Here is a 16,395-nt window from a genome sequence, read left to right on the forward strand (position 1 = left end):
TGCGAACGGGCCCTATCGCCACCCCGCACCCGTGTCGCGGCCGCTGGATGGCGCGAAATGTTCGCAAAATTGCTGGGTATTTTGTTAACAATCTTGTAGCGTGCGTGACGCCTTGGGCCCGAGGTGCCAGTGGATCACTCGATACACACATCACTCGATACGCAACAAGAGGAGACCCCATGCAGTGGCTCTCGGAATCCTCCGATCGAGCGGCTTCCGCCCGTCCGGCGGGTGAACGGGCAGGACGCGTCCCCGGCCGCGGGCGCCGGGTGAGGGGCATGGCGATAGCGGGCTCCCTCGCCCTGACGGCGCTCGCGGTGCCCTCGTCCGCGGTCGCGGCCCAGGGACGGTCCGCGTCGCACGCTCACGTCGTGGACCCGGAGGACGCCGCCCTGGCCTTCGACGCCGGCACCTACACGACGCTCACCGTCACGGTCGACGGCCAACCGGTCGAGGTTCGCTCCTACAAGGAACTCTGCTACGTCGCCGCCCCGGTCGCCGCCGCCGCGCAGCAGTCCGGCATGTCCGGTACCACCACGATCGGCAACACCCGCTGCGGCTACCAGAGCATGAACGTCTTCGTGCCCGAGAGCGCCTTCGACGACCAGCGTGCGCCGGTCTACTTCGCGGTGAACAACGCGGGCTGGATGGCCAGCTACATCAAAGCGAGCGTCACCGACGGCTCGTCCTACAACAGCGCGACGAGCAACGTCGGCGCGGCGCTGAAGGCCGGCTTCGTCTTCGTGGACGTCGCCAACCGCAGCCGCGGGCTGATCGGCGCCGACGGCTCCTCGCCGGGCAAGGCCCCCGCCGCGGTGGTCGACGCCAAGGCCGCGGTCCGCTACCTCCGCCTCAACGACGCCACCATGCCCGGCAGCGCGGAGCGGATCGTCGTCAACGGCACCAGCGGCGGCGGCGCGCTGTCCTCGATCCTGGGCGCCTCGGGCAACAGCGCCGAGTACGACTCCTACCTCGCCGCGATCGGCGCGGCGGGCGTCGACCCCAAGGGCCGCAGCACCCTGCGCGACGACGTGTTCGCGGTCGACGCGTACTGCCCGATCACCGACCTCGGCAACGCCGACGCGGCCTACGAATGGCTCTACAACGTCCTCGGCACCCGCGACGCGACCGGCTCGAACGCCACGCCCGAGGACGCCGCCGAGATCGCGGCACGGTTCCCGGCGTACGAGAAGAGCCTCAGGCTCCGCAATCCCGACGGATCCAAGCTCACCGCCGACGCCATGCTGGACACCATCAAGAAGGAGGTCGTCCGCTCCGCCGAGACCTACATGAAGGCCGACCCGGCCAACACCGTGCCCGCGCTCGGAGCCACCTTCGACATCACCTCCGGCGGTCCCGGCGGGTCCACCACGAAGTCGTACGTGAACGACTGGATCGACGTCGACAACGCGGCGGACAAGGTGCTGTCGGTCGACATGGCGAAGTACCTGAAGTTCGTGGCCACCCAGGCCACGCTGAAGACGACGCCCGCCTTCGACGCCGTGGGCGTGCACGGGAACACCACCAGCCGGACGGAGACCAACCTCTTCGGCCCGTACACCCAGAGGTACATGAACTACACCGAGTGGAGCTGGAACCACAACGACGTGGCCGGTGACGGCAGCGGCCTCGACGACACCGGGCTGACCTGGGACCAGTACACCGCGGAGAAGAGCACGGACCTCGACGACCAGATCCACCTGATCGACCCGATGGACTTCGTCGGCACGAGCGCCGACACCGCGCCCAACTGGTACGTGCGCAACGGCACGCGCGACCGGGACACCGCGTTCGTCATCTCGGTCAACCTGGACCGGGCGCTGGAGGCGGACAAGCAGGTCAAGAACGTCGACTACCGGCTCGCCTGGAACCAGCCGCACGCCGGCAACTACGACGTGCCGGAGGCCATGGCCTGGATCGCCGAGGTGGTCAAGAAGGCCGGCGACCCGCTCGCCACTCCTCACCGCGGCTCCGCCGGACGCTAGCGCCGTGGCGGGCGACGTCCGCCCGGCGGTGCCGGGCACCGCCTGCCGCACCGCGTGAGCGATCGCCGAGCGCGGGGTCCCGTCCTGGCGGACGGGGCCCCGCACACCGGCCGGAGCCGCCGGCCCGGCCGCTCGCCGACCGCCCCCGAGTCCGCCGCTCCCGGCAGCTCGTCCATCGCCCCCGGGTCCGCCGCTCCCGACAGCTCTCCGACCGGTCCCGGGTCCGCCGCTCCCTGCTGCTCGCCGGCCGGTCACCGGCCCGCCGCTCCCGAGTGTTCGTCGGCCGGTTCCCGGCCCGCCGCTCCCGCGTGCCCCTACCCGGTCACCGAGTCGGCTTCCCTCCGCTCGCCGCGGAGAACCTGCGGGCCCCGGGCCGACATCGGCGACGAGCCTTCGGTCACCACCGTTGCCGACCGCATCGTGCCTCGCTATGTTAATCGAAAATCACATCCGTGTGACATGGTTCATCACACATTGATCATGCAACTGGCAAGGCTGTCAAGGCACTTGGAACTGTCTGGCCCTTCAGGGAAGCAGGTAAGTCAATGGAGAACCTCAGCAGGCGAAAGGCTCTGTCGCTCGGTGTCGCACTCGGCCTCGTGGGCGTGACGAGCCCGGCCCAGGCGTGGGCGTCGACGGGTTCGGCGACCGGAGCCGCCGCGGCGACCGGTCCCGAGTGGATCTGGGACAGCTCGGCGGACCCCCTGATGGCTTCGATGCTCGACAACGGGCACGTGCCGGCGATCAACTCGGCATGGGCGTCATGGGTGAACAACAACGACCCGCTGCCCAGCGGTGTACCGGCCGAATTCGCGGCCTACCTCCAGCAGGTCAACGTGCTGCCCTCCTGGGCCGACCCCGCCAAGCTGGCCCGTGCCGCCGACTTCAACCGGCGCAGGGACACGTACCTGTTCATGCTGTACGGCCTCGGCAGCGGAATCATGAGCACCGTGATCCCGCGCGAGGCGAGGAGCGTCTACTGGTCCGCCGGCGGCGCCGACATGCAGGACCGCGCCGCCAAGACGTTCACGTTCGGCTACGACCTCTCCCAGCTGGGAGCCTTCGAGCCGACGGGACAGTTCGTCGTCACCGCCAACAAGACACGCGTGGTGCACGCGGCGGTGCGTCACCTGCTGCCGCAGTCGCCGCACTGGAGGGCGGTCACCGACGAGACCACTCCGATCAGCGCCGCCGACATCCTGGTCACCTTCCACAGTCTGGGCACCTACGTGCACCGGAAGCTGCTCGACTGGAAGATCCCGTTCCCGGCCGCGGACCAGGAGGCGTTCCTGCACTCGTGGCAGGTCGCCGTCCATCTGCTCGGTGTGCCGGACGAGCACATCCCCCGGACGTGGGCCGCCGCCGAGAAGCAGTCGGCGCAGGTGCTCACCCCGATCCTCACCCCGACGACCGAGGGCATCGCCCTGGCCGAGGACCTCCTCGGCCTGACCGCGCAGATCGACCTCGGCGTCACGCGCGGGTTCCTGAACGAGTTCGTGCGGTACGTCCTCAGTGACGAGGTCGGCGACTGGCTGGGACTGGCGCGCGACTACGCGTCGGCGGCCCTGGTCCGCACCGCGTGGCCGGCGTACGTCCTGTTCCGTGAGGGGCTGTCGCCCGTCATGCCCGGCAGCTTCTACGTGTTCGACCAGTTCATACGCGCCCTGGCGATGCTGTTCCTCAACAAGGGAGCCTCCGGGAGCACCACCCCCATCACGATCCCCACCGCGAACAGGGCGGCCTGAGCCGTCGATCGGGTCCCGCCCGGTACCCGCCCCGCGGCAGACGCCCGGAGGGGCGGGTACCGGAGGAACACTCGTACGGGTCCCGAAGGCCGTTCAGAGGCCCAGGGCCCCCACGACCAGAGCGGTGACGGCCTCACGACGGGCGGGGCTGTCCTGCCACCGCAGTCTGCGTCCCGCCTCGACCACCACGCCGAACCCCGCGTGCACCAGTACCCGGGTCTGGCGCGGATCCAGTTCCGGACGGGCCAGTCGCAACTGCTGCTCCCAGACGGCGATGTGCTCCCGCTGCGCGAGGACCAGGGGTCGCCGCAGGTCCGTCGGCAAGCCGGCGAGTTCCGCCTCGGCGACGCTGTTGAGCTCCGTGCACTCGAAGCTGTAGGCCACATACGTCGAGGCCAGCGCCACGACGGCCTCGTGCGGGCCGGTCACCTCGTGCAGACTCCGCTCCACCCCCTGGGCCAGCAGCCCCGCCGCCTGGAGGCAGGCGGCCGCCAGAATGTCGATCTTGCCGGGGTAATGACGGTAGAGCGCGGACGGGGTCAGTCCCACGGCCTCGGCGATCTGTCCGTTCGTGACGTTGGCGAATCCGTCCCGGGCGAACAGTGGGACGGAGGCCGCGAGTATCTCCGCGGGTCGCGTGCGCGGCACCGGCCGGGCGGGCAGCTCGACGGGGCGCGCCCCGGGCGGGCCCGCCGCCGGATCCGTCGCGGCCACGCGCAGCGCGGACGCCAGCAGCAGGTCCTCGGCCCGGCGCCCGGCGATGGAGGTGCGATGCATCGTGATGGACCCGATCGCACCGAGGGCCGCCATGGCCCGCAGGCGCCGGTCGGGCAGCGGGTGTTCGCGCTGCACGGCCTCCTCGACCCGCTCGACCAGGCGACCGAACTTCACCGCGAGACGTCGGCGGTCCTCGCGGTCGAGGTACCGGGCCTCCCATCGGTACACGCCGCCCGACGCGCGATGGACGACGGTGATCCGGGTGACGGCGGTGAGCACCTCCGTCAAGGACGCCTCGGCCGGCACCTCGTCGAGCGCGGCGACCAGTCCGTCCGCCATGACGTGGGCGCACGCGGCGAACAGCGCGTACTTGTTGGGGAAGTGCCGGTACAGAGCGGCCGCCGTGATGCCCACGCCTGCGGCGACCTCCTCCATCGACGCGTTGTGGTAGCCACGCTCGCTGAAGACCCGCCCGGCCGCGTCGAGGATGAGCTGCTTGCGGTTGCGGGGCCGGGTCGCCGCGGCCGGTCTCGCGGTCGCTGCCGAACGGGCGGACGGGGAGGCGGGAGCCATACGGATCAGTCAATCACACGCCGTCACAAGGCCCGGCCCCTCGGGAGTCGACCGTACAGGGCGCGACTGTGTGATCACTTCCCCGGTGATGTGAACGGCTTGTGCCGCTGGCTGCCGCACCGGCCGACGGCGTTCCGGGGGGACCGGCCGTCCGGCACCACCCGTTCCCGGTACCGAACGGACGGCCGGTCAGACGAAGGTGAGGACTGGCTTGACCACACCGCTGTCCCGCGTGGAATGCCCAATGTTTGTACGGGTGACCGATGATGCCTCCTCATCTTGTATGAGGATCTAGTCCACTATGAGTGGCATGGATCGAATTCGTTAGGATCGAGTGAAATCGGCCGAGGGGATGGGTGGGATGATCCGTGCGTACAAGTTCCTCCTGCGTCCCACCGTCCGTCAGGCCCAGGCGCTTTCCGAAGTGCTGCGGGACCACTGCTCCCTCTACAACGGGGCCCTGCAGGAACGTCGCGACGCCTACCGGCACCCGTCAAAGACCAGCGTCAGGTATGGCGAGTAGTCCGCGCAATTGAAGGAGATCCGGGCGTTCGACCCGGAGCGGCAGGGCCGCTGGTCCTTCTCCTCGCAGCAAGCCACCTTGCGCCGCCTGGACAAAGCCATGCAGGCCTTCTTCCGGCGGGTCAGGTCCGGTGACACCCCGGGTTGTCCGCGTTTTCGCGGGGTGGGCTGGTTCGACACGGTGGATTTCCCGAAGGACGGGGACGGCTGTCGGTGGGATTCAACCCCGCACGACCCGGTTACCCGCGTCCGCCTCCAGGGCGTCGGGCACGTCAAGGTCCACCAGCACCGGCCCGTGTCCGGCAGGATCAAGACGGTCTCGGTCAAGCGCGAGGGCCGCAAGTGGTTCGTCGTGCTCACCGCCGAGCAAGACCAGCCCGAACCGCTGCCCGCGACCGGCAGCGTGGTCGGGATCGACCTGGGCATCGCGAACTTGCTCGCCGAGTCGAACGGCGTCTTCGTCCCCAACCCGCGCCACGGCCGCCGGGCCGCCGCCAAACTCCAGGTCGCGGAGCAGGCCCGGTCCCGGTTCCCTCGCTGTAGGGCCAAGGACCGCACCGCCAAACACCGGCGGGCGGTGGAGAAGGTTGGCCAACTGCACGGCAAGGTACGCCGTCAGCGGCTGGACCACGCGCACAAGACCGCCCTTCACCTGGTCCGTGCGCACGATGTCATCGCGCACGAAGACCTCCAGATCCGAAACATGAGCAAGGCCCCCGCGCCGAAGCCCGACCCCGAACGGGCGGGCACGTTCCTGCCCAACGGGTCCGCCGCGAAGGCCGGGCTCAACAAGTCGATCACCGATGCCGGTTGGGGGGTGTTCCTGACGATCCTGCACGCCAAGGCTGAGAGTGCCGGACGGGAAGTGATCGCAGTGGACCCCCGCAACACCTCCCGCGCCTGCCCTGCATGCGGGCACACCGCCAAGGAGAACCGGCCCACACAGGAAACATTCCACTGCGTCGCCTGCGGACACACCGCCCACGCCGACACGGTGGGAGCACTCAATGTTCTACGGGCCGGGCTGGTCCATCGCCAGGCCGACCCGGCATAGCGAGAAGCCCCGTCCCTCAGGGCGGGGAGGAGTCACGCGGGTGTCCTCTCGTCGGTGCCAGCACCGTGGAAGCGGAACGTCAGGATGTCGTCGGCTCGGGATATGCCGGAGACGGCTGGCCCGGCTGCTGCCGACCGGCGGAGCCCGGCGGGAGCGCGGCGCCCTGCCGCTTCACCCCGAGGTGCGCGGTGCGGACCCCCGGGGGACGGAGGTCCGGGCGGCGGGGAAGCGCCGGGGGAACGGCGGCGGAGAGTCGCCGGTGACCGTGCCGGGGTGGCCCACGGTGCCGAGGCTCAGCAGCACGTGGCGCTCGGCGACCTCCTCCGCGGTGAGCGGGCCGTCGTCACGGAACCAGTTGGCGACCCCCTGGCACATGACGAGCACCGAACGGACCGCGTCCGCCGGGATCGGCGTGGTGAACACGCCCTGGGAGCGGCCCGCCTGGACCGTGTCCAGCAGCATGTGCTCGAGATAGTCGCGCAGGGCGACGTAGCGCGCCCGGTTCGAGGGCTCCAGGCTGCGGATCTCCGTGTCCAGGAACGCCAGTTGCCGACGGTGGGCCATGGAGAGCACGATCGACTCGACCATGCCGCAGAACCGCTCCAGCGGATCGTTCCCGGCCTCCCCGGCGGCGGCCCGGCAGCGGTCCAGGACGTCCTTGATGGACGTCTCCAGCAGCGTGGCCAGCAGGGCCTGCTTGTTCTCGTAGTGGTAGTACAGCGCGGGCACGGTGACCCCGACCCGGCCGGCGATGTCGCGGACCGAAGTGCCGTGGTAGCCGTGCTCGTTGAAGGCTTCCATGGCGTGCGTCAGGATCGGGTGCAGTCCGAGCGGTCCGTACGAGCGCCAGTGCTCCGCCGGGGGCGTGGTGTCCTGGCTCGGCGCGGTGTTCAACGACTCTCCTCGGGACGGGCGGCGATCGGCGACATCGTACGGCCGTGCGTTCGGAACGCGTTCTTCCAGCTGCTTAGCGATCGATCAGGAAAATCCGGCATCCGGCGTCCGACGTGATGTCCCTTCCCTGGTGTGGATCCTCAAAAACTATTGCTGCAGGCGGAGTTGACCGACCGGTTCGGCACTCCTACGTTCTTTAGCGAACGATCGGTAAGCCACCGATCGACGGCAGTGAGTTCGTCCTGTGCCGAGACAAGGAACCCGGACGTTTCCCTTCCGGCCCGCAAGGAGGCCCCGATGACATCGGCACCCCGCACCACCGGCGACCTGCCCGACGACCCGGCCGACCGGACCCTGCCGCAGCTGCTGGCCCGCAACGCGGGGGACCACCCCCGACTCCCGGGTCTGTCCTGGCGGTCGGCGGCCCCGGACGGTGCGTGGACGACACTGAGCTGGGCGGAGATCCACGAGCGCACCCGCAGCCTCGCCGCCGGCTACCGGGCCCTCGGCGTCGGCCGCGGTGACCATGTGCTGATGATGATGGCCAACCGGCCCGAACACTGGCTCTCGGACCTGGCGTTGGTCCGCCTCGGCGCGGTCCCGGTCAGTGTCTACGGCACCGCGGCCCCGGAACAGATCACCCACATCGCCCGCAACTGCCGGGCCCGCCTCGCCGTGGTGGAGGGGGCGGCCCAGGTGGCGGTGTGGGAGCCGTTGCTGGCAGACGCCGGAACCCCGCTGGAGCGTCTCGTGGTGGTCGAGCCGGACGCACAGGACGGCCACTTCCCGTACGAGGCCCTGCTCCGCGAACCGGTGCCGGAGCAGTTCGCCAAGGAACTGGACACCGCCCGCCCCGAGGACCCGCTGACCGTCGTCTACACCTCGGGCACCACCGGCGAGCCCAAGGGCGTCGTCCTGACCCACCGCCAGGTGATGTCCAACGCCCTGGCGCTGGACGCCGTGGTGGAACTGCCCCCGCACGTCGACCACATCTGCTACCTGCCCTTCGCCCACATCGCCGAACGGATGCTGGGCATCTATCTGCCCTGCCACCGCGCCTCGCACGTACGGCTCTGCGCCGACCCGGCGCGCGTCGGCGAGGTGGTCCGCGCGGTGCGCCCCGCCCAGTTCTTCGGCGTGCCGAGGATCTGGGAGAAACTGTCCGCCGCCGTACGGGCCGTCCTCTCGTCGATGCCCGCCGAGCAGCGGGCGGCCATCGACCGGGCCTTCGAGATCGCCCGCGAGCACGTCGCGTACCGCGAGCGAGGCGAGACACCGCCCGCCGGGCTCGAGGAGCGTTATCTCCGTGCCCGCGAGGACGTGCTGCTGCCCATGCTGGCCGCGGGCGGTCTGGACCGGGTGACCTGGTCGGCCAGCGCCTCGGCGCCGATGCCGCTGGACGTGGTGCGGTTCTGGGCCGGTTTCGGCATCGTGATCATGGACGCCTGGGGGCTGACCGAGACCACGGGCGTGGCCACCGCCAACAGCCCGAGGACCGGCTTCCGGCTCGGCTCCGTGGGCCGCCCGGTGGAGTCCGTGGAGATCCGCGTCGCCGGGGACGGCGAGATCCTGGTGCGGGGCTCGACCGTCTTCTCCGGCTACCTCCGGCCGGACGGCTCGGTGCGGCCGGCCCTGGACGCCGACGGCTGGCTGGCCACCGGCGACATCGGCCGGATCGACGAGGACGGTTACCTCTGGCTCACCGACCGGAAGAAGGAGATGATCATCACCTCCACCGGCAAGAACGTGTCACCGGCCCTGGTGGAGAACGCGCTCAAGGAACACCCGCTGATCGGCCAGGCGATGGTGCACGGGGACAACCGCTCCTACCTGGTGGCCCTTTTGGTGCTCGACGCGGAAGCCGCCCCCGCCTGGGCCGCGGCCAACGGCGTCGAGGCGCACGGGGGACCGGCCGGGCTGGCGGAACACCCCGCCGTCCGGGCGGAGGTGGACCGCGCGGTGGCCGCCGCCAACACCCGCCTCAACCGCACCGAGCAGGTCAAGCGCTACGAGTTGCTGTCGCGGGAGTGGGGTCCGGCGACCGGCGAGCTGACACCGTCACTGAAGATGCGGCGCCGGGTCATCCGGGACAAGTACGCCGACGAGCTGTCCGGGCTCTACGAGGACTGACCCGGCCACGTTCCCTCCGTACCCCCGCTCCTGGTGAGTTACAAAGATATGTAGGGCGTATCAGAGACTCTCGGGGAATCCTCTGCCGGTATCGTGTGGAGCACCATGAGAGCTGACACGAACGACTCGTGGCTCGCCCGGGCCCTCGCCCAGCCGGAGCCGGAGGACCGTACGGAGCGCCGGATCCTCGACGCGGCACTGGAACAGTTCACCCTCCTGGGGCTGCGCCGCTCCTCCGTGGACGACGTGGCCAAGCGGGCCGGCGTCTCCCGGGTCACCGTCTACCGGCGCTTCCAGACCAAGGACAAGCTGGTCGAGGACACTTTGCTGCGCGAGCTCAGCCGGTTCTTCCAGCGGCTGGACTCGGCGGTGGCGGCACTGCCGACCATGAAGGAGAGGGTCGTCGAGGGCTTCGTGGTCGCCCTGCGCCACACCCGCGCCCATCCGCTCTTCGGCGGCCTGCTGCGCCTCGAACCCGAGGTGGTGCTGCCCTATCTGACGGTGCAGGGCAGTTCCTCGCTCTCCGCCACCGTCGAGTATCTGACGGTCCATCTGCGCCGCGCGCAACAGGTCGAGGGCCGTCCCGACGACGACCCGCGTCCGGTCGCCGAGCTGATGGTCCGGGTCGCCGTGTCCTTCCTGCTCAACCCCGCCAGCTGTATCGAGATGGAGGACGAGGACCAGGCCCGGGCCTTCGCCCGCCGCTATCTGGCCCCGCTGCTGGACGCCTGACCGGCCCCCGGCGGAGCGTGCGAGCGGCCGTTCAGCGGCGCTTGTGCAGTGCCTGGACCAGCCGCACCGCGCGCTCCCGCGTGGCGGCCGGAACCGTGAAGGACGTCAGCACGACCGGCGGGGCGAACCGCTGCACCGTGGTCGACTGCACGGAGGCGAAGGCGCGCAGCCCTTCCGCGCCGTGGATCCGCCCGAAACCGGAGTCCTGCGAACCGCCGAACGGCAGCGCCGGCACCGCGGCGAAGCCCAGCACCGAGTTCACGGACACCGCCCCCGCGCGGAGCCGCGCCGCGATCGCCGCACCGGCGCGCCCGTTGCGGCAGAACACCGCCGCTCCCAGGGCGTAGCGCGAGGAGTTGGCCCGCTCCACCGCCTCGTCCACGTCGGCCACCTGGTTGATCGACACGACGGGACCGAAGGTCTCCTCCGCCATCGCCGCCGCGTCCTCCGGGACCCCGGTCAGCACGACCGGCGCGACATACGGGGCGCGAACCGACTCGGGCCCGCCGAGCAGGGCCCGCGCGCCCGCCGAGACCGCGTCGGTCACATGGCGCTCGACGACCGAAACCTGGCCCGGCAGGGTCATCGGGCCGTAGGGGGCGTCCGCCTCGGCGCCCGGGCGCAGGGCCCTGGCCCGCTCGACCACCCGCTCGCACAGCGCCCCGTGGATCTCACGCACCGCGTAGACGCGCTCCACCCCCGCGCAGGTCTGTCCCGCGTTGCTCAGCGCTCCCCACACGATCGCGTCGGCGGCCGCTTCCAGGTCCGCGTCCGCGGTGACGATCACCGCGTCCTTTCCGCCGCACTCGGCGAGGAACGGTGTCAGCGTCTCGGCGCACACCGCCATCACCTTGCGGGCCGTCCCCGGTGATCCGGTGAACGCCAGCTTGTCGACCCCGGACCGGGCCAGGGCGTCCCCGGTGGAGGCCGCGCCGGTGACCGTGGTGAGCAGCCCCGCATGCCCGGGCACGGCGGAGCCGAAGAGTTCCGCCAGCAGGACGCCGGTGCCGGGGGTCAGCTCGGACGGCTTGAAGACCACGGCGTTCCCCGCGGCCAGGGCGTAACCGATGGAACCCATCGGGGTGTACAGGGGGTAGTTCCAGGGGCCGATCACGCCGACCACGCCCAGCGGCCGGTGCACCAGCGAGGCCCGCTGGTGGACGGCGAACAGCCCGGTGCCGACCTTCCGCCGGCGCAGCACGCGATCGGCGTTGCGGGCGGCCCAGCCCAGGTGCTCCAGCGTGAGGACGACCTCCAGCGCGGCGTCGCCGGCCGGCTTGCCGGTCTCCTCGGCGATGACCCGGGCCACGACGTCCAGGTCGGAGGCGAGCGCCTTCTTCCAGCGCAGCAGGTGGTCACGGCGCCGGGAGGCGGGCAGCGCCGCCCAGGCGGCCTGGGCGCTCCGGGCCCGTGCCACGGCGCGGGAGACCTCCTCCGGCCCGTTCACCGGGTGCGAGGCGATCGGTTCACCGGTCGCGGGGGAGTGCGTGGTGAAGGTCGCGGCGCGTGGTGCGGCGGCCGGGGCGGTGTCGGTCATCGGGTCTCCTGACGGGGAGCAGGGGGAGCGGACGGCCGCGCCGGAGCGGAGGCCTGTCCGGGCGGCGCCTCGTCCGGATGCGGGGCCGGCGGACGGGGGTGCGCCCAGTGGGGACCCAGGTCGTCCAGGGTCCAGCCGAAGGGGTAGGTGCGCGCCCTGGGCTTGCGCGGGAACCGCTCCGGACGCCCGGGCAGCAGCCTGATCAGCACGGCCCGGACGCGGAAGACGCGGTGGACGGCGGCCCGCACCAGGCGCGGCTCCCGGGGGAATCCGAGTGCCTCGAGCAGCGGTTCGTCGAGGACGGCGAGGGCGACCCGGGACGCCAGGCGCCGTGCCGGTGCCGGGTACCACGAGGCCATGATCCGCAGGGTGGCGGCGGCGACCCTGCGGTTGGCGGGGTCGTAGGCGAACATCTCCCGCTCGTAGTCGTCGTGGAGCCGCTCGAACGCGGCGTAGGTGTCGGGCACGCCGGAGATGCCCATCATCTCGCCCATCCGCCGGCCCACCAGTGCCAGACTCTCGGTCTCCTGCTCGGACAGGCGCCGCCAGCCGAACCGGTCGATCCATCGCTTGGGCCCCACCACGGTGGTGGCCAGGACGTACAGGAAGTCCTCGTTGGCGATCCGGTAGCGGCCGTGTATGCGGTTCAGATGGCGGGCGGCCGCCCGGCCGTGCTCGGAGTCCATCCCCTCGCGGACCATCTCGTACGTGATCAGGACCGTGTCGTCGTACCGCTTCTGACCGGCGCGTTCGAATTCCTGGGTCCGGTCCAGGAGCCGTGAGATGCGCGGGATGCCGTAGTCGCGCAGGAACGCGATCGATGTCCCGTGGAGATAGTCGCGGGGGAACTCGTAGTGGATGACCCACCGGTAGATCTGCTCGAAGTCCTGCTGCGGATCCATCTGCCGTATGCGGCGCAGCCGGCTGTAGCGGCCCATGGGGGATCCCTCCTGCCGGAATCGCGGCGTGAGCGGTCGGATCTGCGGACTGCTGACGTGCGGGTCGGGGCGACGAAGCGAGTACCCCCAGGGTGAGTCGATGATACTGAAACTATTGAGTTGTTTCATCGGGCGTCAATACTCCGGACGTAACGGAGGGGTCGAGGCGCCCGCGGGTATGCCGCGGCTTCGATCCGAGCCGCCGACTTCCTTACGGGCGAAGGGAGATGGCGCCACGTCCGAGGGGTGGCTCAGGTGTTTCCGGCGTCCCGTGAGGGGTGCGTGTCACGCGCGGAGGCCACCCTCGCCCCGGGACGGCGGCTCCGGAAGGTGCTCACTGGGTGTCAGATACCACCAGTGACGTGCGATTCCATGCATATGACCGAATTGTCTCCGTGTGTGCCGGACGTCACTGGGCTCGGCCCGACGTGGCCAACTCGGTTGCGGGACAAGAATTTCCAGGGGATATGTGCGCGTTTCGGCGCCGGTGAGGCACTTGCGGATCGAGTTCGCCTCGCGCAGAGTCCATGACCGTTCGGTCCGCCATTGCTCACGTGTTCTACGAATGGTCCAGCTGTCGCATGGGGGCGAAAGGTCGCGCGTACATGCCAATGAATTGCACAACTGATAATCGGAAACACCGTCGTCCTCGCGCCATGCGAACAAAATTGGGTGTGCTGGCGGTCGCCACCGCCGCGCTCGCCGGAGGCGTCCTTACGCAAACCGATCAGGCGGAGGCCGCCACCCCCGGTGTCGTGGTCGATTCCCTGTCCGTGTCGGCGGCCCCGAACGGACAGTCCAAAGCCACTGCTGCCGTCCACAGCGCCAAGACGATCAAACTGCAGGCGCTGACTGTCGCCGTGCGATCCGCCGACGGTGGCAACTACGACTTCCCCGGAGCCGTCGCGACCACGCTGGGAACCCGGTCCACCTCGTACACCTCGGGCTCCCGCGCATTCCCGGCCGGCACCTATACGTATTTCGTGGCGTACAAGTTCCACGACCGCTGGCACAGCCTCGCTCCGGTGAAATCCCTCACCACCGGATCCGATACCGGCGCCACCGCGACACCGACGCCCACCGCGACACCGACGCCCACCGTGACACCGACGGCCTCGACTCCCGCGGGCACGACCGCACCGCCCGCATCCCCCACACCGACGGCAACGCCACCGTCGGCTTCGGCTTCGGCTTCGGCGCCGACGCCGACGCCGACGCAGACTTCGACTTCGACGTCGACGCCCTCCGCGCCGCCCACGGCCGCCACCGTGCCGGTCGGTATTCCCGGCACCTGGCACCAGGCGTTCAGCGACGAATTCAACGGCACCAGCCTCGACGGTTCCAAGTGGAACTCGAACTGGTTCGGTTGTTCCGGGTGTGTCACCAAACCGGTGAACTCCGCCGAGGGGTCCGCCTATTCGCCGTCGCAGGTCACGGTCGGCGACGGATCGCTCCACCTCAAGCTCATCCAGCAGCCGACCACCGTCGGCGGCAAGACGTATCCCAACGTTTCCGGCCTGGTGACCAGCAACGGAAAGGCCCAGTTCACCTACGGGGCTTTCGAGGCCCGCATCCACACACCCTCGTCCGGGACGCGGATGGCCAACTGGCCCTCCTTCTGGCTGGACGGGCAGAACTGGCCGACGGATGGCGAGCTGGACGTCCTCGAAGGCCTGGGTGGCTCCGCCTGCTATCACTTCCATTCCACGGCGGGCGGTCCGGGAGGCTGCGCTTCCGGCACCTACTCCGGCGGCTGGCACACGTTCGGCGCCGAATGGAAGCAGGGTTCCGTCACCTACTACTACGACGGCAAGCAGGTCGGTCAGATCACCTCCGGGATCACCTCCGCCCCGATGTATCTGATCCTCAACAACGCCGTCAACCCCAGTCACAGCGGAACCAACGTGGTTCCCGCGGACATGATGGTCGACTACGTGAGGGTCTGGCAGCACTGACCCCACCGACGTGCCGGGGCGCCGGCCGCATCATGCGGCCGGCGCCCTTCGGGCTGTCGGCCCCCGGGCAGCCGACTCCCCTGTGACAGCGCGGCTTTCGAGGTGGGTTGTCCTGCGTCATGACGGCCCGGCGGCGACGGCCCGCTCCGGCGGTCGCGCGCAGGCCCGCGCCTCCGCCACGAACCAGTCGACGGTGTGCCGAAGCCCCTCCTCCAGAGGCACCCGCGGCTGCCAGCCGAGCGTCTCGCGGGCCCTGGTGATGACAGGGCGCCGGCGGACCGGGTCGTCGACAGGCAGCGGAAGATGGCGCAGTTCGCCGCTGGAACCGATGATCCCCGTCACCAGTTCCGCCAGTTCCCGCACCGTGTGCTCCTCCGGACTGCCGAGATTGATCGGTCCCGGTTCGGCGGAGCCGAGCATGGCCACCAGGCCGCGGACCAGGTCGTCGACATAGCAGAAACTCCGCGTCTGGGAGCCGTCGCCGAAGATCGTCAAAGGCTCCTCGTCGAGTGCCTGCCGGATGAAGCTGGAGATCACGCGGCCGTCGTACGGGCGCATGCGAGGGCCGTACGTATTGAAGATCCGGACGATCCCCACGTCGACCCCGTGGCTGCGCCGGTACGCCATGGAGAGGGCCTCCGCGAAGCGCTTGGCCTCGTCGTAGACGCTGCGGGGGCCGATGGGATTGACGTGTCCCCAGTAGTCCTCGGCCTGCGGGTGCACCGCCGGATCCCCGTAGACCTCGCTGGTGGACGCGAGGACGAACCGCGCTTCCTGGCTCTCGGCCAGCCGCAGCATGTTCTCCGTCCCCCGGCTGCCCACCGCCAGCGTCTCGAGCGGATGGCGATGGTAGTCGGCCGGGGACGCGGGAGACGCGAGGTGTGCGACGGCGTCGACGGTCCCGGGGAAGCGGAACCGCTCCGTGACGTCGCACGGGACGCAGTGGAAGCCCGGCCGATCCAGCAGGCGGGCGATGTTGGCCTTTCGGCCCGAGGAGAAGTTGTCGAGGCAGTAGACGGTGTCACCCCTGCGGAGCAGTTCCTCGCACAGATGGGACCCCAGAAAGCCGCTGCCACCCGACACCGCCACACGCATGAGATTCGTCCTTCCGCCCGGCCGGGCCGCGGACGGCCCGGAGCACTCGACCGCCGGCCCCGAGTGCCGAGCCGCGCACCACTGTGGCGAGGGCGGGGTCGAGCTCCCGACGCCGGGACCATCCGTACATTTACGACGTATACGTACATGGTCGCCCCAGGACGGTCCGAGGTCAACGCGTGCCGAGGGCGGATCCGTGAGCCCGGGATCGTCCCAGGAGAGCCGGGCCCGCTCGACGGTCCGCACGTGCGGCGGATCGGACGGCGGTCGGCGCTCATGGCGTGGCCGCGTCATCGCCGAGGGCGGCCGGGGTGAAGCGGTCCTCGGCGGCGGCGTGGACCGGGACGCCCGGCCGTCCGACCGTGCGCATCACGTCCGGACTGCCGTGGCGCAACGGACAGTTGCCGATTCCGGCGAGGGGCACGGGTGCCTCGGTGTCCAGCAGGGCGGCCACCCGCACCGCTCCGGGACGCTTCTCCTGAAAGGAACTAACATGGACGAAGTTCGCGGATCGACTC

11 protein-coding genes and 1 pseudogene are annotated in these 16,395 nt (G+C 70.3%); 6 read left to right on the forward strand and 6 right to left on the reverse strand.

The annotated features are described in order from the left end of the window. The first annotated feature begins 278 nt into the window (after positions 1 to 278). Together ACFYW9_RS07970 and ACFYW9_RS07975 are read left to right on the forward strand one after the other, a co-directional pair. Positions 279 to 1,985, forward strand: coding sequence for a subtype B tannase (locus tag ACFYW9_RS07970; protein ID WP_389146207.1), 1,707 nt, complete (start codon positions 279 to 281; stop codon positions 1,983 to 1,985). Positions 1,986 to 2,530: 545 nt separating this feature from the next. Beyond that, the gene (locus ACFYW9_RS07975; protein WP_389146211.1) at positions 2,531 to 3,730 is read left to right on the forward strand and encodes an oxygenase MpaB family protein; all 1,200 of its coding nucleotides are present in this window, start codon (positions 2,531 to 2,533) and stop codon (positions 3,728 to 3,730) included. A gap of 93 nt (positions 3,731 to 3,823) precedes the next feature. On the opposite strand, the gene ACFYW9_RS07980 is transcribed toward ACFYW9_RS07975, so the two are convergent. Continuing rightward, entirely contained in the window at positions 3,824 to 5,020 is a 1,197-nt protein-coding gene (locus ACFYW9_RS07980; RefSeq protein WP_389146214.1) for a TetR/AcrR family transcriptional regulator, read from the reverse strand. A gap of 361 nt (positions 5,021 to 5,381) precedes the next feature. On the opposite strand from ACFYW9_RS07980, the pseudogene ACFYW9_RS07985 reads away from it, so the two are divergent. Next, positions 5,382 to 6,596: pseudogene (locus ACFYW9_RS07985) on the forward strand (RNA-guided endonuclease InsQ/TnpB family protein). A 171-nt stretch (positions 6,597 to 6,767) separates the two neighbouring features. On the opposite strand, the gene ACFYW9_RS07990 reads toward ACFYW9_RS07985, so the two are convergent. Beyond that, positions 6,768 to 7,490 carry a TetR/AcrR family transcriptional regulator gene (locus tag ACFYW9_RS07990; RefSeq protein WP_389146217.1) on the reverse strand — a complete coding sequence of 241 codons (723 nt, stop codon included), beginning with the start codon at positions 7,488 to 7,490 and terminating at the stop codon, positions 6,768 to 6,770. 297 nt (positions 7,491 to 7,787) lie between these two features. Between ACFYW9_RS07990 and ACFYW9_RS07995 the strand changes: the two genes are divergently transcribed. Then, the gene (locus tag ACFYW9_RS07995; protein ID WP_389146220.1) at positions 7,788 to 9,620 is read left to right on the forward strand and encodes an AMP-dependent synthetase/ligase; all 1,833 of its coding nucleotides are present in this window, start codon (positions 7,788 to 7,790) and stop codon (positions 9,618 to 9,620) included. Positions 9,621 to 9,725: 105 nt separating this feature from the next. Next, on the forward strand, positions 9,726 to 10,352 hold the full coding sequence (locus ACFYW9_RS08000) for a TetR/AcrR family transcriptional regulator (RefSeq protein WP_351865655.1): 627 nt from the start codon (positions 9,726 to 9,728) through the stop codon (positions 10,350 to 10,352). 31 nt (positions 10,353 to 10,383) lie between these two features. Here ACFYW9_RS08000 and ACFYW9_RS08005 read toward each other — a convergent pair whose 3' ends face one another. Further along, positions 10,384 to 11,889 (reverse strand): aldehyde dehydrogenase family protein, encoded by a 1,506-nt coding sequence (locus ACFYW9_RS08005; RefSeq protein ID WP_389146223.1) that lies wholly within the window; start codon positions 11,887 to 11,889, stop codon positions 10,384 to 10,386. Next, positions 11,886 to 12,827, reverse strand: a complete 942-nt coding sequence (locus ACFYW9_RS08010) for an oxygenase MpaB family protein (RefSeq protein ID WP_389146226.1) — start codon at positions 12,825 to 12,827, stop codon at positions 11,886 to 11,888. The genes ACFYW9_RS08005 and ACFYW9_RS08010 overlap by 4 nt, the downstream gene beginning before the upstream one ends. A gap of 656 nt (positions 12,828 to 13,483) precedes the next feature. Between ACFYW9_RS08010 and ACFYW9_RS08015 the strand changes: the two genes are divergently transcribed. After that, positions 13,484 to 14,782, forward strand: coding sequence for a family 16 glycosylhydrolase (locus tag ACFYW9_RS08015; protein ID WP_389146230.1), 1,299 nt, complete (start codon positions 13,484 to 13,486; stop codon positions 14,780 to 14,782). A gap of 117 nt (positions 14,783 to 14,899) precedes the next feature. Here the strand turns inward: ACFYW9_RS08015 and ACFYW9_RS08020 are convergent, their stop codons facing one another. Further along, entirely contained in the window at positions 14,900 to 15,877 is a 978-nt protein-coding gene (locus ACFYW9_RS08020) for a UDP-glucuronic acid decarboxylase family protein (RefSeq protein WP_389146233.1), read from the reverse strand. A gap of 274 nt (positions 15,878 to 16,151) precedes the next feature. Next, positions 16,152 to 16,331, reverse strand: a complete 180-nt coding sequence (locus ACFYW9_RS08025) for a hypothetical protein (RefSeq protein WP_389146236.1) — start codon at positions 16,329 to 16,331, stop codon at positions 16,152 to 16,154. Positions 16,332 to 16,395 lie beyond the last annotated feature (64 nt).

It is taken from the genome of Streptomyces sp. NPDC002698, from assembly GCF_042888945.1.
Taxonomy (GTDB): Bacteria; Actinomycetota; Actinomycetes; order Streptomycetales; family Streptomycetaceae; genus Streptomyces.